The organism is Butyricicoccus sp. AF35-5AC (assembly GCF_003477715.1).
Classification (GTDB): Bacteria; Bacillota; Clostridia; order Oscillospirales; family Butyricicoccaceae; genus Agathobaculum; species Agathobaculum butyriciproducens.
Map to the genome: position 1 here is coordinate 82391 of NZ_QUDX01000002.1, position 20564 is coordinate 102954.

Sequence of the window (20564 nt, forward strand, 5' to 3'; positions counted from 1 at the left end):
TTTCCGCTGTTCCTTCGGGGATGGTGGAGATATACGCCATTTCTATTTCCAAGGGGGTCATTAAAAATGGATATCATGGAACTTGCTGCGTCGATGGACGTAGGCTGGACGCTTGTTGCGGCGGCGCTGGTATTCTTCATGCAGGCGGGCTTCGCAATGGTTGAGACCGGCTTCACCAGAGCAAAGAATGCCGGCAACATCATTATGAAGAACCTGATGGACTTCTCGCTCGGCACGCCGATCTTCTGGATCCTCGGCTTCGGCATCATGTTCGGCGCGGCAAGCCCGTTCTTCGGCGGCTTTGATTTCTTCGCGGACGGCGTTGTCGGTGAGGGCTACGACTGGACGACCCTGATCTTCCAGACCGTATTCTGTGCAACTGCTGCGACCATTGTTTCCGGTTCGATGGCAGAGCGCACCAAATTCTCTGCATACTGCATTTACTCGATGATTATTTCTGCGGTTATCTATCCGGTTTCCGGTCACTGGATCTGGGGCGGCGGCTGGCTCGCAGAGCTTGGCTTCCACGACTTCGCAGGCTCCACGGCGGTACACATGGTCGGCGGCGTTGCAGCTCTGGTCGGCGCTGCAATCCTCGGTCCCCGTATCGGCAAGTACACCAAGGATGGCAAGGCTCGTGCAATTCCGGGTCACTCCCTGACGCTCGGCGCACTCGGCTGCTTCATCCTGTGGTTCTGCTGGTTTGGTTTTAACGGCGGCTCTACCGTTGCGCTGTCGGGCGGCGGTGCTGAGGTTGCATCCCGTGTATTTGTAACCACCAACATGGCAGCTGCTGTTGCAACCGTTACCGTTATGTGCATCACCTGGATCCGCTACAAGAAGCCTGATGTTTCCATGACGCTGAACGGCTCTCTGGCAGGTCTGGTAGCTATTACCGCAGGCTGCGATGTGGTTACTCCGTTCGGTTCGGTTATCATCGGTATCTGCGCAGGCTTTTCCGTTGTATTCGGCATCGAATTTGTCGATCAGAAGCTCAAGGTAGATGATCCGGTCGGCGCTGTCGGCGTGCACTGCATCAACGGCGCACTGGGCACCATCCTTACCGGCCTGTTCGCTTACTATAATGGCACTGAGGTTGAGCCCCTCGGCGTATTCTACGGCGGCGGCTTCCACTTCTTCGGCATTCAGGTTCTCGGTGTCGTTGCAGTCATTGCATGGGTTGCGATCACCATGACCATCGTATTCAATGTTATCAAGCACACCATCGGCCTGCGCGTAAGCGAGGCTGAGGAGATCATGGGTCTGGATAAGCCGGAGCACGGCTTGTCCTCCGCATACGCAGACTTTATGCCGGTCGTTCCTGCTGTTTTGGGCACCAAGGCTGGCGAAACCGCTGCAAAGATCAAGGACACCATTCCGGTTGCAGTCGAGAAGGCTGTTCCGGTGACCAAGGTTACCACAGAGGGCACGGCTGCTGCCGGCGGCCACAAGCTGAGCAAGATCGTTATCATTGCAAAGCAGTCCAAGTTTGAGGTTCTGAAGGAAGCGCTGGCATCCATCGGCGTATCCGGCATGACCGTGACCAACGTAGTTGGCTGCGGCGTACAGAAGGGCGCTCCCGAGTATTACCGCGGCGCTGAGGTTGACGTAACCCTGCTGCCCAAGATGAAGATGGAGGTTGTTGTATCCAAGGTTCCGGTTGAAACCGTTGTTGAAACGGTCAAGAAGGTTCTGTATACCGGTCATATCGGTGATGGCAAGATCTTCGTTTACGATGTGGAGAACGTCGTAAAGGTTCGTACCGGCGCAGAAGGCTTTGATGCCCTGCAGGACGATAACTAAATCGCATAAAGGGAAACGCTGAGCGGTGGCTCAGCGTTTTCTTTTTGCGGAATGAGACCGTTGTGTTCATTCTCCGTTTTCCATTACTCACGGCTTGAAATTCGGAAAATACTTCTTCACAAACGGAATATCTTTAATCTTAAAGGTTTTCCCGTCGAGGTACTGCAAGGCTCCCGCGTCCTGCGCGAATCGGAAGGTGAGGGAATAGGCATAGAGCGCCTGACCGGTCTCGCCGTAGGGACGGTTGAGTTCGTTCGTGCCGTATTTGCCGTCACCGAGCAGCGGGCAGCCGATGGACGCCATATGTGCACGGATCTGGTGCGTACGGCCGGTCAGCAGTTCACACTCCACGAGCGACAGTCTGCCGTGCGACGTGAGCGTGCGGTAGCGCGTGCGTGCGGTTTTGGCACCCGGCACGCGGGTCCTGTGCAGTGTGACCTGCTTGCGCTTTTCATCACGACGGAGATAGTTCTCGATCAGCCCCTCGGGCGGCTTGGGTCTGCCGTGCACGATGCACAGATACCGCTTTTCCATCTCGCGGTCCTTGATCTTATCATTTAATATGCGCAGCGCTTCAGCGGTCTTTGCCGCGATGACAATGCCGCCGGTGTTGCGGTCGATGCGGTTGCAGAGGGCTGGTGCAAATGACGCGGCATCATCCGGATTCCACGCGCCGGACTGAAACAGGTACGCCTGAATGTGCGCGATGAGCGTATCTGTGTCGCCGTGCTCGTCTGCGTGAACGACCATGCCCGGCGCCTTATCCGCCAGCAGGATGTGCTCGTCCTCATACACAACGCGCACGCGCGGCTTGGCAATACGGCGGAAGGCTTCTTCCTCCTTGGGCGCGTCAAAATATTCGTCATTGAGGTAAAGCTGCACGGAATCGCCCTCGGCGAGTTTGTAGGCAGCTTCAGTGCGCTTGTTATTGACCTTGATGCGCTTTAATCGCAGGTATTTGTGCATCATGCCGCCGGATAAAAGCGGCACAGCTTTCTCTAAAAATTTATTCAGACGTTGTCCGCTGTCGTTTTTTGTGATATAATATTCTCTCAAGGCAGGGTATCCTTTTCCGTTGATTTGCCCATTTGGGTGAAACCAGTATACCGCATTTTCCGAAAAAAGAAAAGTGCGGGCGGACAGTTCGGAAAAATACCGTGTTTTGTAGATTTTTTGGTTGACAAAGACCGATTGTTTGTAGTATACTATCTTAGTACCATGTGAGGTTGACATGAAGATTGACTTAAAAAAGCTGAACGCGTCTGCACATGCGTCGATTCCGTTCGAAGAAACGATCGACCTGACGGACGAAAAGCTCTATGGCGCGAAGCCGTTTCAAAGCCCTGTCCACATCAAAGGCGTGGTTTCTAATGAAAGCGGTGTTGTGAGACTGGCGGGTTCGATCGAAACGATCTACTCCACCGAATGCGCACGCTGCCTGAAACCGCTCGAGATTCCGCTTTCAGCCGAGGCTGACATGATGCTCTCGGATGACCCCGAGGCGGAGGAAGAGGACGATCTTTTTGTGCTGACCAGCGACAGCGTGGATCCTGCGGACGTATTGGTGCCGGCATTGATCCTGCAGGTACAGATGACCTATCTGTGCAAAGAGGACTGCAAAGGCCTCTGTCCGCACTGCGGCGCCGACCGCAATGTGACCGACTGCGATTGCGATAAAAAGCAGATCGATCCGCGATTTGCCGCGCTGCGCGCCCTGCTCGATTCCGACAAGGGCGAATGAGTTCGTATTGAAAAATAAGACGATAGAGTAGGAGGTGTATCCAACATGGCAGTACCTAAGGGTAAAATTTCTAAGGCACGCCGCGACAAGCGTCGTAACTCCCACTGGAAGCTCTCTCTGCCCGGCATGGCTAAGTGCCCGAAGTGCGGCGAGATGAAGCTGGCGCACAGAATGTGCAAGGCCTGCGGCTATTACAACGGTCGTGAGGTTAAGTCCGTTAAGGAAGCGTAAGCCTTAAAACAGAACAGGAAAAATGGAGAAGGCCGGATAGCTTTCTCCATTTTTTTTCAGGTTTCGATGAAAAGGCTTGCCTGTGCATCGAGAAGGGACGTACCGAGCACGGCTCGGATATGTCCCGGGCGCAAATCGGCGCGTCCTTGCGGCACACTGATTTGCTTTCTTGCATAAAAAGTCACATACATGCTGCGGCTTTTTATGGATTTGCGGAGCAAATTCGATTGAATGCGCGCTGACGCGCGACTTTTAACGAATTTCTTGCTTGTAATTTGTTTGCAAATGTCTTAAACTGACCTTAAAGGAGGGGAATTTATGGCAAAGCCTATTGTTGCGATCGTCGGTCGTCCGAATGTCGGCAAGTCGCAGCTGTTCAACCGCTTGGCAGGCAAGCGGCTTTCCATCGTTGAGGATACGCCGGGCGTTACCCGCGACCGTCTGTACGCTGACAGCGACTGGCGCGGTCGTGATTTCACTGTCATCGACACCGGCGGCATTGAGCCGTCGAACGATAACGAGATTCTGCAGTTCATGCGCTTTCAGGCAGAGACCGCGATCTCGCATGCGGATGTCATTATCCTGATCACCGATCTGCGCACCGGCATTACTGCCGCCGATCAGGACGTTGCGTCCATGCTGCTGCGCTCGGGCAAGCCGCTCGTGCTGGCTGTCAACAAGTGCGACAAGCCGGGTGATCCTCCGGCGGAGTTTTATGAGTTCTACAACCTCGGTTTGGGCGAGCCGTACGGTATTTCTGCGCTGCATGGCTATGGTGTCGGTGAGCTGCTGGATGCGGCTTACGAATACTTCCCGCCGGCAGACGAGGAAGAGGAGGACGCGGACCGCATTCGCGTGGCTCTCATCGGCAAGCCGAACGTCGGCAAGTCCAGTCTGCTCAACCGCGTGCTCGGCGAGGAACGTGTTATCGTTTCCAATATCGCCGGTACGACCCGCGACAGCGTAGACGCCGATGTGGACAACGCCCACGGCAAGTTTACATTCATCGACACCGCCGGTATCCGTAAGAAGAGCAAGGTGGACGAGAAGATCGAGAAATTCTCGGTTATGCGTTCGTTGCTGGCGGTAGAGCGCGCCGATGTATGCGTTATCATGATTGACGCGACCGAAGGCGTTACCGAGCAGGACACCAAGGTGGCCGGAGAGGCGCACAACGCCGGTAAGGCGTGCATCATCGTGGTAAACAAGTGGGATCTGGTCGAGAAGGACGGCTCCACCATGAAGGAGTACACGCTGCGTGTCCGTGAGGGCCTGGCATACATGCCGTATGCACCGGTGCTGTTCATTTCCGCGCAGACCGGTCAGCGCGTGGACAAGCTGTTCTCGCTCATCCATGAGGTATATGAGCAGAACCATATGCGCATTCCGACCGGCCGACTCAACGCCATTCTCGCAGAGGCAACCGCACGCGTGCAGCCGCCTACGGACAAGGGCCGGCGTCTGCGTATTTTCTACATGACGCAGGCCTCCACCTGCCCGCCGACATTCGTCTGCTTCTGCAATGACGCGCGTCTGTTCCATTTCTCCTATCAGCGCTATCTGGAAAACCAGATCCGTGAGGTGTTCGGTCTGACCGGTACGCCGGTACGCATGGTCATCCGCGAGCGCAGCGACAAGTCGCAGTAAGGAGAGGGCAACATGACACTTACGCATTTTGCGATCATTGCCGTGTGCGCGTATCTGTTCGGCTCGCTCAGCTTTGCGATCATTGTCAGCAAGGTGACGCTTGGCAAGGATATCCGCAACTACGGCAGCGGCAACGCCGGTCTGACGAACGCGTACCGCACGATGGGTGCGAAAAAGACACTGTTCGTTCTGCTCGGCGACATTGCCAAGGGTGCCGCAGCGGTTTCGGTCGGCTGGGCGCTCGGCGGTCCGGTCGGCAAGCTGACAGCGGGTATTTTCGTTATCCTCGGCCACATGTTTCCGCTGTATTTCGGCTTTAAGGGCGGTAAGGGTGTGCTGGTCGGCGCGGTTATGCTCGCGTTTTTTGACTGGCGCGTGTTCGCCATTGCATTCGCGCTGTTCATTCTGTCGGTCGTGCTGACAAAGTGGATCTCGCTCGGTTCGATCCTCGGCGCGGTCAGCTTTCCGATCACGACATGGCTGTTCTATCGCGATCCGGTGCTGACGGCGATGGCGTTCGGCATGGCGGCGGCAGTCGTTTTCATGCATCGCTCGAATATCGGACGCATCCTGCACGGCACGGAAAATAAATTCTCTTTTAAGAGCAAAAAGACGATCGAAGCATCGCCTGACGGAGAGGAGAAGTAACATGAAGGTTTTTGTACTGGGTACCGGTGGCTGGGGCATCGCACTGGCGATGCTGCTGCACCAGAACGGACATGAAGTAACCTCGTGGACCTATCTGCAGGAGGAGTGTGACCTGCTGCACCGCGAGCGCTGCAACGAGAAGCTGCTGCCGGGTGTTGTCATTCCGGAGGGCATTGAGATTACGACTGACATGTCCGGCGCTGCCAAAGCGGATCTGGTCGTGCTGGCGGTGCCGTCCTTCGCGGTAGCGAGCACGGCGGAGCAGCTGGCGAAGATCGTGCCGCCGCATACGGTTATCGTCAATGTCGGCAAGGGTCTGGACTCCAAGCACGGCTACTGTCGGTTCTCCGAGACCATCTCGAACGCGATGAACGGCAGCAATCCGGTCGTTGCACTGACCGGTCCGACGCACGCCGAGGAGGTTGCACGCGGCATTCCGACGGCTATCGTAGCCGCTTCAGAGAGTCGTGCGGCGGCTGAGCTGACGCAGGCGGCGTTCATGAACGATACCAATTTCCGCGTGTACACCTCGTCTGATATCATTGGCTGTGAGCTGGGCGGTGCGTTCAAGAACATTATTGCGCTCGGCGCCGGTATTTCGGATGGTCTGGGTCTGGGCGACAACTCCAAGGCGGCATTTATGACCCGCGGTCTGACCGAGATCGCGCGTCTGGGCGTCAAGCTGGGCGCCAAGCAGGAGACATTTGCAGGTCTGTCCGGTGTGGGCGATCTGATCGTAACCTGCTGCTCTATGCACTCGCGCAACCGCCGTGCCGGTATCCTGATCGGCAAGGGCGCGACCGCGCAGGAGGCGATGAAGGAGGTTGGCGCAACGGTCGAGGGCTATTACGCGACCGAGGCGGGCTATCACCTTGCACAGCAGCAGGGCGTGTCCATGCCGATCACCGAAGCGATGTATGCCGTGCTGTACGGCGGCATGCCTGCACAGGAGGCGATCAAGCATCTGCTCAATCGTCCGCGCCGCGGCGAGCACGAAGAGGTCTGGGTGCACTGAGAAGCTGAAAAGGAAAAGAGAAAGAGAAAACCGACGGTGTGTGCCGTCGGTTTTCTGTATTTCGGAAAAATTTGCGAAAAAAGAAAGAAAAGTGTTGACAGAGGGCACATTACCTGATATAATAAATCTTGCTTTGAGGCGGTAAGCCAAAAGCAAGATGAAAGGAATATGCGGCTGTAGCTCATCTGGTAGAGCGCCACCTTGCCAAGGTGGAGGTAGCGAGTTCGAGCCTCGTCAGCCGCTCCACCTTTTCTTCTCAAAATCACATATGCGGCTGTAGCTCATCTGGTAGAGCGCCACCTTGCCAAGGTGGAGGTAGCGAGTTCGAGCCTCGTCAGCCGCTCCAGTTAGTCCACTTGCGAAAGCAAGTGGATTTTTTGCTTTTTCTGTTCGCTGAAGATTGAGGAATGGGCGCCAATCTTTGGCGGGAAGTCGCCGCACCCTGCGGCGGGGCAAGAGGGTAGACACCAAGGTTTCTACCCTCTTAACTCCCACTTCCTTTTGTTTGTTAGTCTGGCGCAGATCAGAGACCGGCGACCGCTTCGAAAAAGGGGAACAGCAGAGGATTTTTATTACCGCAGGGGAGCACAGTGTGCTCCCATTTCTTTACCTCTGCGCAGTGCCGGATTCCGTACTGCTACACATATCGGCTGCTCTACGCAGGCGCGACACAAGGTGAATTGCCCGAAGGGCAAGAGAGGGTCCCCTGGGGGATAACAGTGTCGCGCAACTCGTTTATGCGTTGTTACGGATAGTTCCTGCGGGTAATACGTGAAGGTAAATGTTGCCGTAGGGCGGGGGTGCCCTCACCCCGCCGTTTATCTGTTTGTACCATTGATAATGAACAAATGAAAAATGATACCGTCGCGTAATTCTCCATTCTCCATTTTCAATTCTCAATTTGCAGAATCTCCTCCGCAAACTGTTCCTGAACACCTTCTTTATCTGAAAGAAAATCATTCCACCGAAACAATCCTGCATGCGGATTCTCAGACAACCTTCCATAAACCGAATAGGGCAGCAGCTGCGCCTGATATCTTGCACTCCATCTCGAATACCGCTGCATAAAGCGTTCTGCAAGCCGATAAGCCTGACAATTCTTATCCGCATCACACGCGGGATTGAGCGCGCTGAGCTGTACGCCGCCGCCTCTGCAATCGGTTTTGCTGGGCGAGGGCGTAGAGTGCGCGATGACGATGCTGCCGTCTCGACAGGGACCGATGCACAGCCACACATGACCGTCCATGCTGAAGATATCGCCGGGACGGAACGAGGACGGCTCCTGCAGGCCGTTGCCGCAGTCCTGACGGGAAAGGGTACCCCAGGCTCTTTGGGCAAGCGTATGGGCAAACTCGGCGGCGGGCGCGACATAGCCGTCGCAGTCGGAGACAGACGCACTCTCGGTATGCAGGGTATTGTACAGCGTCCAGCCGAGGTAGCCCGAGCAATCCAGACCGGCATAGCCGTACTGGTTCCAGCCGCCGGTCGGGTAGTAGCTGTGCGCGGGATTGCTGTCGTTGCGGTAGGCATAGCAGGCGTTCTGACGGTCGAAAAAGTCAATCCAGCTTTGCGGCAGACCAATGTGCATAGCGGTGTTGCCGGAGCCGGTATCCTGACGGTTCCAGCCGCCGCCGTAGACGTACAGGGCGATGCCGACAGGCATCAAGGCGGTTCTGAGCAGGTTTTGCAGGGTGCGCTGACCGGGAACACCGTGAACCGGCGGATGATACATCTGCGGAGCAGGCCGGATATACGCAGCATCGCCGAATACCTGTGCATAACTGCCGACAATCCGGCCGGTGAGAAAGCACGGCAGAACGACAGCGCCGCCGGCTCGTGTGCGGATTTCAAACACAGCGCGGCAGGGAAGGTGCATGCCGTCTACTGTGATGGAATTGCCGCTAACGGCATGGATTACGCCTTGTGCGTCTGGACGGCTGAGAATGGCCTGTATTACCGTTCCCTGCCGGATGGTCAAATAATACGCCTGACCTTCCTGCAGGCGGTTCTGGATGGCGTATCGGCCTTTATCGCACACGGCATAGCAGCATACGCTGTCGTCCTGCCGAAACCGATGCGCAAACCGATCTTTATCCTCGGCACGGGCGCAGCCGTAGCCTTGTACCCCTAAGTAAATGGACAGACCCATTTCATCACACTCCTTACCATCACAGTATAGGGCAGAGGAACGCGGAATATGAAAACAGCGTCCCGAGCGGAACGCTGAATGCAAAAAACGAGCCTGCTTTCACAGACTCGTTTTTGTTATGCAATTAAAGTGCAGCCTTAGCCTTCTCAGCCAGTGCAGCGAATGCAGCCTGGTCGTTTACAGCCAGGTCAGCCAGCATCTTGCGGTTCAGGTCGATACCAGCCTTCTTCAGACCGTTCATGAAACGGCTGTAGTTGATATCGCAGGTCTTGCAAGCTGCAGAGATGCGGGTGATCCACAGACGACGGAAGTCACGCTTCTTGTGCTTACGGCCGATGTAAGCGTACTTCAGGCTCTTCATTACAGCCTGGTTGGCTACACGGTAGTGGGTAGACTTGGAACCCCAGTAACCCTTAGCACGCTTCAGGATCTTCTTTCTTCTTTTACGGGTCATCATTGCGCCCTTAACTCTTGCCATTGTGTTTGCCTCCTATATGAAAGATGTTGTTTTCTAACTTACTTGTACGGCAGCAGACGCTTCAGCTGTGCTACGTTGGTAGAATCTGCGAAGCCTTCCTTGCGGAGGTGGCGCTTCAGCTTAGTGGTCTTGCCATGGCCGTTGAGCAGGTGGCGCTTGCCAACGTGACCGCGCTTGAACTTACCGTTCTTGGTAACGGAAAATCTCTTTTTTGCACCGCTGTGCGTTTTGATCTTAGGCATAAGGTTTTGCTCCTCTCTGAATTTGCGCTATATATGCGCGTTGGTTTTACTTGTCCTTTGCGGGTGCCAGAAACATCAGCATCTGGCGGCCTTCGAGCTTGGGCTGCTTTTCTACCGTGCTGCACTCCGAGCACAGCTCCGCGAAGCGATGGAGCAGATCCTGACCAAGCGACGCGTGCGTGACCTCACGGCCACGGAAGCGAACCGAAACCTTGACCTTGTTGCCGTCCTGCAGGAAGCGGCAAGCGTTCTTTACCTTGGTGTTCAGGTCGCCGATGTCGATATTAGGCGTCAGGCGAATCTCTTTGATCTCCACGACACGCTGATTCTTTCGCGCTTCCTTCTCGCGCTTTGCCTGCTCGAAGCGGAATTTACCGTAATCCATGATCTTGCAGACAGGCGGCTTAGCCTGCGGCGCGATTTTGACCAGATCCATGCCCTTTTCTACGGCGATATCCTGTGCCTGCTGAATAGGCAGAATGCCGAGCTGTTCGCCGTCGTCACCGATCAGACGAACTTCCTTGTCGCGGATCTCTTCATTGATTTGATGTTCCATGCTGCTGATTGGTAAGCACCTCCAAACGAAATCGGTTTAAGACAAAAAGAAAAAGGACTGATCATTCAGACCGTCCTCCAAATAAAATCGCAGAGCGCGCAAAGCGGCTTCTGTGCTTTATTGACCCGTTTGCTTCGCTGCGGGTGAGGACATGCCTTCTTCCTTGTTACCTCAACTACTATACCAGAATTAATTTGCAAAGTCAAGGCTTTATTTCATGTTTTTTAACTGGTATGATTATTACAGCAACAGACATACTATGATCGTGTAAAGTGTAGTGCTGAATGCACAACATAAGGCTTTACAAATACGTCATAATTTGTTATGCTTAATACAAGGGACAGGAAACACCTGATTGCTCCCCTTTACTATGAATTTAAGGAGGTGCCGGACCCATGAGCGAGGAATACGGCAATGATTTTGTAACCCTGATCGACGAGGACGGCAACGAGGTCGAGTTTGAGCATATCGACACCGTGGAATATAATGGCGTGACCTATCTGGCGTTTATCCCTGCAGAGATCTCCATCGAGGAGGATGCAGAGGTCGTTATCATGCAGATCGTTGAGGAGAACGGCGAAGAGCTGCTCGAGGCGGTCGAGGATGACGAGATCGCAGATGCAGTGTTCAACATCGTTATGGAACGCGCCGAGGCAGAGGAGGAGTAATTCTCCGACCGATGGCATAAAATAAGAGTAAACAGCGCAGCTTCGTTATCGGAAGCAAAGCATTTTATTTCGGTAAGATCCTGCCCTGTTCGACAGCAGTCCTTTTTTAACCCACATTTTTAGTACGGGACTTCGGAAAGTTTTGATACTGAGCAGCAGGCCTCCCGGGTATACACGGAAGTTGGAAGCGCAGAGGTATCAAACAGAGGACCCACCTGCATGAGTCGTGCAGGTTACTAATTGGACTGCATCGGCAGGGTGGGGTTTTATTTTTGCATGAGTACGGAAATCGAACTTCGAGTTTGTTAAATCGTTATATACGAAGGTTTGTCGCTTGCGAAGCGAACGAATCTTGCCTGCCCGGCAGGGGCACAAGAGGGTAGACACCAAGGTTTCCACCCTCTTGTGAATCACCCCTTTCCTTTGGGATAGCCTGGCGAAAATCGGAGAGCGGCGACCGCTCCGAAATAGGGGAACGGCAGAGGATTTTTATTACCGTAGGGGAGCACAGTGTGCTCCCATTTCTTTACCTATACGCAGTGTCAGATACTTTGCTGCTACACATAAGGGCAACTCTGCGCTGGGTGCGGCACAAGGTGAATTGCCCGAAGGGCAAGAGAGGGTCCCCTGGGGGATAGCAGTGCCGCACAATTCGTTAGCGTGTTATTACAGACAGCACCTGCGGATTTAATCTTTGAAATTTATATTATATCATATCCGTAGAGCACCCCGCCCTACGATAACATTTAACTGTATATGTCATTCGCAGGCGCTGTTCGTAATCTCTAGACTAACAGAAAAGAAAACACCCGAGGCATTAAAAATGCTTCGGGTGTTACGTTTTTGTCCGTAACGCGGGACTGGATGATTCCATTTTTATATGTTTCCTTTCAAAAACAGGTATAAAAAAACCACGCGGCTGCTGTTTCTCTGCAAGCCCTGCGTGGAACCGATCAAAAAGTGCGGTTACTTTTCGCTCTGCGTCTTATGGTCATCACCAAAGATCAGATCGTCGATGTCCGGACGGTCGGGCTTCTGCGGAATAGAAAGTCTTCTCATGATGTCATGCCTCCTTGCTAATTTACTCTATATATCATTATAGCATGTTATTCTAAAATTGCAAATTAAATTCCTGTAAAGTTACACAAATTTCACAAAAGATAAGGGGCGGCTAACGATAAGCCGTCCCTTCTTTTGCCATTTCGTATGTAGTGCTTAGCGGCCGAAGTAGCTGAAGTGCATGTAGTCGCGCTTGGTGCGCCAGCCGTTGCCGCCCCAGGTAAAGCCGTACTTGGTGAAGGCATTGTAAACATCGCCGCCCTCGGGGATGGAGTACGGATCAATATACGGCGTCCAGTGGGTGCCGCAGGTCGGAGACAGGGAACCGTCCGAGTTGATGGTAGCTTCCATGTTCTCGTCCGGGTTGATATCAACTGCGGTGCCCTGCGAGTGCTCGCCGGTGCGCCACGAGTAGCAGCCTACATCATAGATCGGGAACTTCTCGGAGCCGTTGAAGATCTCCTCAAAGATTGCCTGATAGATGGAAGCCAGCGAAGCGTTTACCTGCAGATAAGCCTTGGAGGCCACCTTGGTGCCGTCGGACTGCAGATGCCATACCGGAACCACGATCTCTACCATGTGAGCCTCAGCCTCAGCTGCGGACTGGTACTTGCCGTTGCCTGCGCCGTAAACGTAGGTCATCTTCTCAGCCTCGGTCTTCGGCAGACCGGTGATGGTGGTTGCGGCAGAGGTGGAAGAACCGGCGGTGGTCGGCAGGTTAGCGGAGCCGTCAACCGCTGCGATCGGCGTCTTATCCGGCTTGAAGGCGGTGCAGAAACGGTTTGCCATGATCAGCGCCTGCTCACGGGTGGTGGTGCCGGACGGAGCCAGAATGGTGGTGTCCGTGCTGGTATCGGTGATGCCGTTGATGACCGAATGATCGACCATGGTAACGACCGGCTGCATTGCGTAATCGCTGATCATGCTTACATCGGGGTAATCCTCGATGCAGGCATCACCTGCGATCTCGGTTGCTTCGATATCGGCAGCGGCGAGGATGTTGTCGAGTATGGTGCACATTTCCTCACGGCTGATCTTGGCATCTGGATCAAAGTTGCCGTTGGTGCGGCCGTTTACAATGCCGAGCAGGTAAGCTGCGGTGACATTGGGATCCGAGCAGTCCTCGAACGGCTTTTTGCCCGAAACATAGACAGCCTTGCCGCTGACAGCCTTGTAGGCGTTCAGCGCAACGGCACAGAACTCTGCGCGGGTGATAGAGCCGGAAGCGGCACTGTTGGCCAGGGACGAAGGTGCCAGACCGGCATTCTGCGCAGCGGCAACGCCTTCCTGCGCCCAGCTGGACACATCGGATAATGCTCCCGCGCTTGGCATGAGCATTGCGGCAGTCAGCGCAAGCATACCGGCACGGCGAGCGATAGGATGAGACATTGAATTTTTCCTCCTGACTGGTTGTTGGTTTGCGGATAAAACAAACCAGTATGTTAAGGCAACACCGCACAATTAAAGCGGCGGTGCTTTGCGGAAATTTTGTGCCCTGATTTTGTTGCAGTTTCACGGTAATACATCAAGTATTACCACAAAACTGCGCCTCGTCAGTACGCAAAATTTACTCGCAAATCACTCTTGTTCAATTATGCGGTATTGCCTTAAATAAAACGAAATGGTCGAATTTAGACGAAGTTACAGTAATTGTAAATTTATACACATCATCCACAGACTTTTCCACAAGCTGTCAAGAACCTGCGGCCCTGTCGAGTGAACGGTACTGCAGAGCCTCGGCGAGATGTTCTGCCTCGATGACATTGCTGTCGGCCAGATCGGCGATCGTGCGGGCAACACGCAGTACGCGGTCATGCGCACGAGCGGTCAACCCCAGTCGCTGAAATGCGGCCGCAAACATACGAGACGCATCCGCGCTCAGCGGGCAGTGCTCGGCAAGCTGCGGCGGCGGAATGGCGGCGTTGCACACGTCGGCGCCCTGCCGGGCATACTGCCGCTCGCGCGCGGCGAGCACGCGGGTACGAATGTCGGCGGAGTGCTCCTCACTGACCTGACCTCGTGCAGCAAGCGCGGCGTATTCAACCGGCTGCACAGCAACCTGCAGGTCGATTCGGTCGAGCAGCGGACCGGACAGACGGTGCAGATACTGCTGAACGGCGGACTTGGTGCAGGTGCAGCGTTCCGTGCCGTACCAGCCGCATTTGCAGGGATTCATCGCGGCAATGAGCTGAAACCGTGCCGGATACGTCACTTGGCCGGCGACACGCGAGATGGTAACTCTGCCGTTCTCAAGCGGCTGGCGCAGGGTTTCGAGCACATCGCGGCGGAATTCCGGAAATTCATCCAGAAACAGTACACCGCGGTGCGCGAGCGTGATCTCGCCGGGGACGGGCAGCCGGCCTGCGGCACCCGAACCGCCTGCCATCGCGTTGGCCGAGGAATTATGGTGCGGTGCACGGAACGGCCGTTCGGCACGCTCGACCGCCTCCTGCCCTCTGCCAATGGCGGACCAGACACGGATAACCTCCAGCCGTTCGCTGTCGGACAGCGGCGGCAGGATGGTGGAAAAGCGTTTTGCAGCCATGCTCTTGCCCGAACCGGGCGGTCCGGAAAGAAGCACGTTGTGTCCGCCTGCAGCCGCGATCTCGAGCGCGCGTTTGACCGCGTGCTGACCGAGCACATGCGCAAAATCCAGCGCATCGTCCTGCGGTTCGGGCCTGGGCGGAGGAGCACACGGCGTGAGCGGCTTTCTGCCGTTCAAATGTCCGAGAAGCTCATTTAATGTACGGATCGGAAACACTGTCACACCGGAAGCATAGGATGCTTCGGCGGCGTTCATCGCGGGAACGAATACGGTTTTGAAACCGGCATCACGCGCAGCAAGTGCCATGGAAAGCGCACCGCAGACAGGCCGCAGCTCTCCGGTGAGGGAAAGCTCTCCGAAGAAGAGAGCGTTGTCGGGCGGTGCGTCGATCTCGCCCGCTGCCGCCAGAATGGAAAGCAGAAGGGGCAGATCGTATGCTGTTCCTGCCTTTTTGGTGTCGGCAGGTGCGAGGTTGACGGTCAGTCGGGATACGGGCCAGTCAAAGGCACAGGCCTTTGCGGCGGCACGGACGCGCTCTCCGGCTTCGGATACCGCGCCGGTCGGCAGACCGACGACATCCAGCCGGGGAAGTCCGCCGGAGAGGAAGCACTCGACGGTGACAATGTAGCCGTCAATGCCGCTCAGTCCTGCGGAGAATACGCGAGATACCATGCCGATCCCTCCGATACGTATGACATAACCAGATAACTATACATCTAATACTATACTATGTGTCATCAGATTACGCAATAAAAAACACGGAAAAAACACAGAAATTCCATGATAAAAAGTTTGCATACGTTTCACAATACGAAACGGCTTATCAAAATTTGAAAAATAGTGCGGAAAATAGTATATTTACTGTTTACAACTTTGTGCGTGAGTGCTACAATGAAGGGGCAGGTAAGGCTTAGTTTAGGTTAAAATACACCAAAACGAGGGCTTTTAATTCCGATTGAGAATTATAATTTTTTATAGGAGGACATCAACATGGCAAGAAAGATGAAGTCCATGGACGGCAACACTGCGGCCGCGCACGTATCGTACGCGTTTACCGAAGTTGCGGGTATCTATCCGATCACCCCGTCCAGCCCCATGGCAGACAGCGTTGACCAGTGGGCTGCCGCAGGTCAGAAGAACATTTTCGGTACTACCGTTAAGGTAATCGAAATGCAGTCCGAGGCAGGTGCGGCGGGTACCGTACACGGTTCTCTGGCAGCAGGTGCGCTGACCACCACCTACACCGCTTCTCAGGGTCTTCTGCTGATGATCCCGAATATGTACAAGATCGCAGGCGAGCTGCTTCCGTGTGTATTCCACGTTTCCGCTCGTACCGTTGCATCTCATGCACTGAACATCTTCGGTGATCATTCCGACGTTATGGCTTGCCGCCAGACCGGTTTCGCTATGCTGGCTGAGACCAACCCGCAGGAGGTCATGGACCTGTCTGCAGTAGCACATCTGGCTACCATCAAGTCCCGCGTTCCGTTCATCAACTTCTTCGACGGCTTCCGTACCTCCCACGAGATCCAGAAGATCCAGGTTTGGGATTACGAGGATCTGAAGGAAATGTGCGACATGGATGCTGTTGAAGCATTCCGCAAGCGCGCACTGAACCCGGAGCACGCTATGATGCGCGGCTCTCACGAGAACGGCGACGTATTCTTCCAGCACCGTGAGGCTTCCAACAAGTTCTATGAAGCTGTTCCGGGCATCGTTGAGGAGTACATGGGCAAGGTAAATGCCAAGCTCGGCACCAACTACCAGCTGTTCAACTACTACGGCGCTGCTGACGCTGACCGCGTTATCATCGCTATGGGCTCCATCTGCGACGTTGCAGAGGAAGTTATCGATTACCTGAACGCACACGGCGAGAAGGTCGGCCTGGTTAAGGTTCGCCTGTACCGTCCGTTCCGTGCTGACAAGCTGATCGCAGCTATCCCGGAGACCGCTAAGAAGATCGCAGTCCTCGACCGCACCAAGGAGCCGGGCTCCCAGGGCGAGCCGCTTTACATGGACGTTGTTACCGCTCTGGCTGATGCAGGCATCACCGATAAGGTAGTAACCGGCGGCCGTTACGGTCTGGGTTCCAAGGATACGCCCCCGTCCTCCGTATTCGCTGTATACGAGGAGCTGGCTAAGGCAGAGCCGAAGAAGATGTTCACCCTGGGCATCAACGACGACGTTACCTACCTGTCCCTCGAGGAGAAGCCGGCACCGAACACCGCAGCAGAAGGCACGACCGAGTGCAAGTTCTGGGGTCTCGGCGGCGACGGTACCGTTGGTGCGAACAAGAACTCCATCAAGATCATCGGTGACCACACCGACAAGTTCGTACAGGCTTACTTCCAGTACGACTCCAAGAAGACCGGCGGCGTAACCGTTTCGCATCTGCGTTTTGGCGACAAGCCGATCCGTTCTCCTTACTACATCAACAAGGCTGACTTCGTAGCATGCCACAACCCGTCCTACATCACCAAGCACTTCCCGATCGTGCGTGACGTTAAGCCGGGCGGCGTATTCCTCATCAACTGCCAGTGGACTCCGGAAGAGCTGAGCAAGCATCTGGCAGCTTCCGAGAAGCGCTACATTGCTAAGAACGACGTTCAGCTTTACACCATCAACGCTATCGACCTCGCTATCGAGATCGGCATGGGCAAGCGCACCAACACCATTCTGCAGTCTGCATTCTTCGCACTGGCTAAGGTAATGCCGAGCGAGCAGGCTATCCAGTTCATGAAGGATGCTGCTACCAAGTCCTACCTGAAGAAGGGCCAGGACATCGTTGATATGAACCACAAGGCTATCGACATCGGCGCTACCGCATTCAAGAAGATCGACGTACCGGCTGACTGGGCTGACGCACAGGACGAGGCTGATACCCGCGATCTGCAGGGCCGTCCGGAAGTCGTTAAGATGGTCAAGGACGTTATGGAGCCGATCGGCCGCATGGACGGCGACTCCCTGCCGGTATCCGCATTCGCAGGCGAGCATGTTGACGGCTCCTTCGAGCACGGCGCAGCTGCTTACGAGAAGCGCGGCGTAGCAGTTACCGTTCCGCAGTGGAACGAGGCTACCTGTGTTCAGTGTAACCAGTGTGCTTACGTCTGCCCGCACGCTACCATCCGTCCGTTCGCTCTGACTGAGGAAGAGGCTGCTGCAGCACCGGCTTCCACCAAGCTGGTTGACATCAAGGCCGGCAAGGGCAAGGGCGTTTACAAGTACACCATGGCTGTATCTCCGCTGGACTGCATGGGCTGCGGCGTATGTATCGGCGTTTGCCCGACCAAGTCCCTGACTATGGTTCCGCAGGCTGACGAGGCTGCTCAGCAGGATGCATTTGATTACTGCGTAGCAAAGGTTTCCGAGAAGGCTGACATGATCTCCACGAACTCCGTAAAGGATTCGCAGTTCAAGAAGCCGCTGCTTGAGTTCTCCGGTTCCTGCGCAGGCTGTGCAGAGACCTCTTACGCCCGCCTGATCACTCAGGTTTGCGGCGACCGCATGTACATCTCCAACGCTACCGGCTGTTCTTCTATCTGGGGCGGCCCGGCTGCTACCTCCCCGTACACCGTTGATGCAAACGGCCACGGTCCGGCATGGGCTAACTCCCTGTTCGAGGATAACGCAGAGCACGGCCTTGGCATGTACTATGGTCAGGAAGCTCTCCGTGAGCGCCTGATCTCCAAGCTCGAGGTTATGGCTGGCTCTGAGAACGCTACCGACGACTTCAAGAATGCTGTCAACACCTTCATGGATACCAAGGACAACGGCGCTGCTAACGCTGAGCCGGCAAAGGCACTGGTTGCAGAGCTCGAAAAGGGCGCAGCAGCAGGCTGCCCGGACTGCAAGGATGTTCTGGCTCACAAGGAATACCTCGCTAAGAAGTCCGTTTGGATCTTCGGCGGCGACGGTTGGGCATACGATATCGGCTTTGGCGGTCTGGATCACGTTCTGGCTTCCGGCAAGGACGTAAACGTTATGGTATTCGATACCGAGGTTTACTCCAACACCGGCGGACAGGCTTCCAAGGCTACCAACATCGGCGCTGTTGCACAGTTCGCAGCTTCCGGTAAGACCACCAAGAAGAAGAGCCTTGCTGAGATCGCTATGAGCTACGGCTACGTTTACGTTGCACAGGTAGCTATGGGCGCTAATCCGGCTCAGACCCTGAAGGCCATCGCTGAGGCTGAGGCTTATCCGGGCCCGTCGCTGGTAATCGGCTATGCTCCGTGTGAGATGCACTCCATCAAGGGCGGCATGACCAACTGCCAGGCTGAGATGAAGAAGGCTGTTGACTGCGGTTACTGGAACCTGTTCCGCTTCAACCCGCAGCTGGCTGACGAGGGCAAGAACCCGTTCATTCTGGAGTCCAAGGAGCCCAAGACCGAGGATTACCGCAAGTTCATGATGAACGAGGCTCGTTACTCCGCACTGACCCGTGCATTCCCGGATCGTGCAGAGGGCCTGTTCGAGCGTTCCGAGGTAGAGTCTACCAAGCGTTACGCTCACCTGAAGCGCCTGCAGGATCTGTACGCTCCCGAGGCGTAAGATCGCGCAAAGCGCTTGCTGAAATAGCATAATAAATCCCGCAGAGGTTTTCTCTGCGGGATTTTTTTGCGTTTATTTCGTAACATACACGAATTATATCCGATGTTAGACTTTACCATAGGGTGCGGCAAGGTGAATTGCCCGTCAGGGCAAGAGAAGGTGCCCTGGGGTGCGACCTTTCGGCTCACCGCCTGTAAATTCAGCTGCACACGCGCAACCGCAGGGGAGCACAGTGTGCTCCCGCACCGTCGCCAACCGGGCGCAGACAAACGATTTTGCCGCTGCATGATACATTTCTGTTTCAAAATGCAAAGAGATATATCCTTCCGGAAAAATTTATGCTATACTGAAATCAATAAGACAGGCAGGACAATTGGATAGAGAAAGGCGGATGTTTATGAACAGAGATCTGCTCAAACGTGTGGGAATGTTGACGGCGGCAACTGCCGCCTGTACAGCCGGTGTTTTCGGGGCGCTGGCGGTGAATGGCTTACGCTACATGAGGCCAACGACAGATAACTGGTGGCTGCTGCCGTGGGTCGAACCGGCGGAACGCATCGAGCAGTGCGTTATGGACTTCGGTGAGGGCGACCCGACCTACACTGTCACCGGATACGATGCACAGAACCGCGAGATTTGGTCGCGCACGACATTCGGCAAGCTGGCATCGGTCGGCAGCAGCCGTGATGTGTACATCGGCAATACATCGGCGCGGTATTTCTTCGGTCAGGGCGGAAAAGCGGACTCGGTTTGCCAGTATGATGAACAGGGACGGCTTATCCGTATGGAAACCGACTATGGCGGCATATCGACGTATTACTACCGCGGCGATGCGACTGAAACGTATCTGGAGGAAACGCACAACGCGCAGGGCGCGTTGACCGGCCGCAAGATCACCGAAACCGACCCGCAAACAGGCAGTACCGTCACCAATATGGACATATACGAAGACGATGGTACCTATCTTGCCTCGCAGTACTGCATACTGGATTCGCATGGCAACATCGTAAAGCAAGTGCATGTCAGCGCGGGCGGACAGATGAGAACCTGTGACTATCAGTGGACGTATGACGATGCCGCGCGCACGGCCACCTGTGTGGACGAGGCGGAGGGCACGACCGAGAAATACTGGTATGACGAGCAGGGACGCTGGATAAAAAATGCATATAGCTTTTCGGAGGATGGTTTGTCGCGTGAGATTACAACAACATACACCGATGTAACCCGCTGA

16 protein-coding genes, 2 tRNA genes and 1 other RNA gene are annotated in these 20564 nt (G+C 55.0%); 12 read left to right on the forward strand and 7 right to left on the reverse strand.

The genetic code is table 11. The features are described 5' to 3' along the window. The first annotated feature begins 75 nt into the window (after nucleotides 1-75). The gene (locus tag DWZ82_RS15840) at nucleotides 76-1803 is read left to right on the forward strand and encodes an ammonium transporter (RefSeq protein ID WP_118479260.1); all 1728 of its coding nucleotides are present in this window, start codon (nucleotides 76-78) and stop codon (nucleotides 1801-1803) included. An 87-nt stretch (nucleotides 1804-1890) separates the two neighbouring features. Here the strand turns inward: DWZ82_RS15840 and DWZ82_RS03850 are convergent, their stop codons facing one another. Then, nucleotides 1891-2859 carry an RluA family pseudouridine synthase gene (locus DWZ82_RS03850; RefSeq protein WP_118478900.1) on the reverse strand — a complete coding sequence of 323 codons (969 nt, stop codon included), beginning with the start codon at nucleotides 2857-2859 and terminating at the stop codon, nucleotides 1891-1893. A 175-nt stretch (nucleotides 2860-3034) separates the two neighbouring features. On the opposite strand from DWZ82_RS03850, the gene DWZ82_RS03855 reads away from it, so the two are divergent. From DWZ82_RS03855 to DWZ82_RS03885, 7 genes are all read left to right on the forward strand, one after another. Next, the gene (locus DWZ82_RS03855; RefSeq protein WP_118478902.1) at nucleotides 3035-3544 is read left to right on the forward strand and encodes a YceD family protein; all 510 of its coding nucleotides are present in this window, start codon (nucleotides 3035-3037) and stop codon (nucleotides 3542-3544) included. Between the two features lie 45 nt (nucleotides 3545-3589). Then, entirely contained in the window at nucleotides 3590-3775 is a 186-nt protein-coding gene (gene rpmF / locus DWZ82_RS03860; RefSeq protein WP_110436149.1) for a 50S ribosomal protein L32, read from the forward strand. Nucleotides 3776-4093: 318 nt separating this feature from the next. Continuing rightward, complete coding sequence (gene der, locus DWZ82_RS03865) at nucleotides 4094-5422, forward strand: ribosome biogenesis GTPase Der (protein ID WP_118284961.1); 1329 nt, start codon at nucleotides 4094-4096, stop codon at nucleotides 5420-5422. Between the two features lie 12 nt (nucleotides 5423-5434). After that, nucleotides 5435-6070, forward strand: a complete 636-nt coding sequence (gene plsY, locus DWZ82_RS03870; protein WP_118360704.1) for a glycerol-3-phosphate 1-O-acyltransferase PlsY — start codon at nucleotides 5435-5437, stop codon at nucleotides 6068-6070. A 1-nt stretch (nucleotide 6071) separates the two neighbouring features. Further along, on the forward strand, nucleotides 6072-7085 hold the full coding sequence (locus tag DWZ82_RS03875) for an NAD(P)H-dependent glycerol-3-phosphate dehydrogenase (RefSeq protein WP_117489884.1): 1014 nt from the start codon (nucleotides 6072-6074) through the stop codon (nucleotides 7083-7085). A gap of 170 nt (nucleotides 7086-7255) precedes the next feature. After that, nucleotides 7256-7331, forward strand: a tRNA-Gly gene (locus tag DWZ82_RS03880). Nucleotides 7332-7355: 24 nt separating this feature from the next. Further along, nucleotides 7356-7431: transfer RNA gene (locus DWZ82_RS03885), tRNA-Gly, on the forward strand. 543 nt (nucleotides 7432-7974) lie between these two features. Here the strand turns inward: DWZ82_RS03885 and DWZ82_RS03890 are convergent. The 4 genes from DWZ82_RS03890 to infC form a co-directional block, all read right to left on the reverse strand. Beyond that, nucleotides 7975-9234: a hypothetical protein gene (locus DWZ82_RS03890; RefSeq protein WP_118478904.1), complete on the reverse strand. Its 1260-nt coding sequence runs from the start codon at nucleotides 9232-9234 to the stop codon at nucleotides 7975-7977. Between the two features lie 124 nt (nucleotides 9235-9358). Then, nucleotides 9359-9712 carry a 50S ribosomal protein L20 gene (gene rplT, locus DWZ82_RS03895; RefSeq protein WP_110436155.1) on the reverse strand — a complete coding sequence of 118 codons (354 nt, stop codon included), beginning with the start codon at nucleotides 9710-9712 and terminating at the stop codon, nucleotides 9359-9361. A gap of 38 nt (nucleotides 9713-9750) precedes the next feature. Then, nucleotides 9751-9954, reverse strand: coding sequence for a 50S ribosomal protein L35 (gene rpmI, locus DWZ82_RS03900; protein ID WP_054327617.1), 204 nt, complete (start codon nucleotides 9952-9954; stop codon nucleotides 9751-9753). A 46-nt stretch (nucleotides 9955-10000) separates the two neighbouring features. Next, entirely contained in the window at nucleotides 10001-10510 is a 510-nt protein-coding gene (gene infC, locus DWZ82_RS03905; RefSeq protein WP_118360706.1) for a translation initiation factor IF-3, read from the reverse strand. A 395-nt stretch (nucleotides 10511-10905) separates the two neighbouring features. On the opposite strand from infC, the gene DWZ82_RS03910 reads away from it, so the two are divergent. Continuing rightward, nucleotides 10906-11178, forward strand: coding sequence for a DUF1292 domain-containing protein (locus tag DWZ82_RS03910; protein WP_117492244.1), 273 nt, complete (start codon nucleotides 10906-10908; stop codon nucleotides 11176-11178). A 74-nt stretch (nucleotides 11179-11252) separates the two neighbouring features. Beyond that, a non-coding RNA gene (gene ssrS / locus DWZ82_RS03915) (6S RNA) lies at nucleotides 11253-11447 on the forward strand. A 946-nt stretch (nucleotides 11448-12393) separates the two neighbouring features. On the opposite strand, the gene DWZ82_RS03920 is transcribed toward ssrS, so the two are convergent. Then, nucleotides 12394-13626 (reverse strand): S-layer homology domain-containing protein, encoded by a 1233-nt coding sequence (locus DWZ82_RS03920; protein WP_118478906.1) that lies wholly within the window; start codon nucleotides 13624-13626, stop codon nucleotides 12394-12396. Nucleotides 13627-13930: 304 nt separating this feature from the next. After that, the gene (locus tag DWZ82_RS03925) at nucleotides 13931-15454 is read right to left on the reverse strand and encodes a YifB family Mg chelatase-like AAA ATPase (RefSeq protein ID WP_118478908.1); all 1524 of its coding nucleotides are present in this window, start codon (nucleotides 15452-15454) and stop codon (nucleotides 13931-13933) included. A gap of 318 nt (nucleotides 15455-15772) precedes the next feature. On the opposite strand from DWZ82_RS03925, the gene nifJ reads away from it, so the two are divergent. Both nifJ and DWZ82_RS03935 read left to right on the forward strand, forming a co-directional pair. Next, nucleotides 15773-19333, forward strand: a complete 3561-nt coding sequence (gene nifJ / locus DWZ82_RS03930; protein WP_118360709.1) for a pyruvate:ferredoxin (flavodoxin) oxidoreductase — start codon at nucleotides 15773-15775, stop codon at nucleotides 19331-19333. A 397-nt stretch (nucleotides 19334-19730) separates the two neighbouring features. Then, nucleotides 19731-20564 carry a hypothetical protein gene (locus tag DWZ82_RS03935; protein WP_118478910.1) on the forward strand — a complete coding sequence of 278 codons (834 nt, stop codon included), beginning with the start codon at nucleotides 19731-19733 and terminating at the stop codon, nucleotides 20562-20564.

Bases quoted from the DNA above. Each gene is read 5' to 3' on its own strand.
- DWZ82_RS15840 (WP_118479260.1), top strand. From the start codon at position 76: ATGGAACTTGCTGCGTCGATGGACGTAGGCTGGACGCTTGTTGCGGCG.
- DWZ82_RS03855 (WP_118478902.1), top strand. From the start codon at position 3,035: ATGAAGATTGACTTAAAAAAGCTGAACGCGTCTGCACATGCGTCGATT.
- rpmF (WP_110436149.1), top strand. From the start codon at position 3,590: ATGGCAGTACCTAAGGGTAAAATTTCTAAGGCACGCCGCGACAAGCGT.
- der (WP_118284961.1), top strand. From the start codon at position 4,094: ATGGCAAAGCCTATTGTTGCGATCGTCGGTCGTCCGAATGTCGGCAAG.
- plsY (WP_118360704.1), top strand. From the start codon at position 5,435: ATGACACTTACGCATTTTGCGATCATTGCCGTGTGCGCGTATCTGTTC.
- DWZ82_RS03875 (WP_117489884.1), top strand. From the start codon at position 6,072: ATGAAGGTTTTTGTACTGGGTACCGGTGGCTGGGGCATCGCACTGGCG.
- DWZ82_RS03890 (WP_118478904.1), bottom strand. From the start codon at position 9,234: ATGGGTCTGTCCATTTACTTAGGGGTACAAGGCTACGGCTGCGCCCGT.
- rplT (WP_110436155.1), bottom strand. From the start codon at position 9,712: ATGGCAAGAGTTAAGGGCGCAATGATGACCCGTAAAAGAAGAAAGAAG.
- rpmI (WP_054327617.1), bottom strand. From the start codon at position 9,954: ATGCCTAAGATCAAAACGCACAGCGGTGCAAAAAAGAGATTTTCCGTT.
- infC (WP_118360706.1), bottom strand. From the start codon at position 10,510: ATGGAACATCAAATCAATGAAGAGATCCGCGACAAGGAAGTTCGTCTG.
- DWZ82_RS03910 (WP_117492244.1), top strand. From the start codon at position 10,906: ATGAGCGAGGAATACGGCAATGATTTTGTAACCCTGATCGACGAGGAC.
- DWZ82_RS03920 (WP_118478906.1), bottom strand. From the start codon at position 13,626: ATGTCTCATCCTATCGCTCGCCGTGCCGGTATGCTTGCGCTGACTGCC.
- DWZ82_RS03925 (WP_118478908.1), bottom strand. From the start codon at position 15,454: ATGGTATCTCGCGTATTCTCCGCAGGACTGAGCGGCATTGACGGCTAC.
- nifJ (WP_118360709.1), top strand. From the start codon at position 15,773: ATGGCAAGAAAGATGAAGTCCATGGACGGCAACACTGCGGCCGCGCAC.
- DWZ82_RS03935 (WP_118478910.1), top strand. From the start codon at position 19,731: ATGAACAGAGATCTGCTCAAACGTGTGGGAATGTTGACGGCGGCAACT.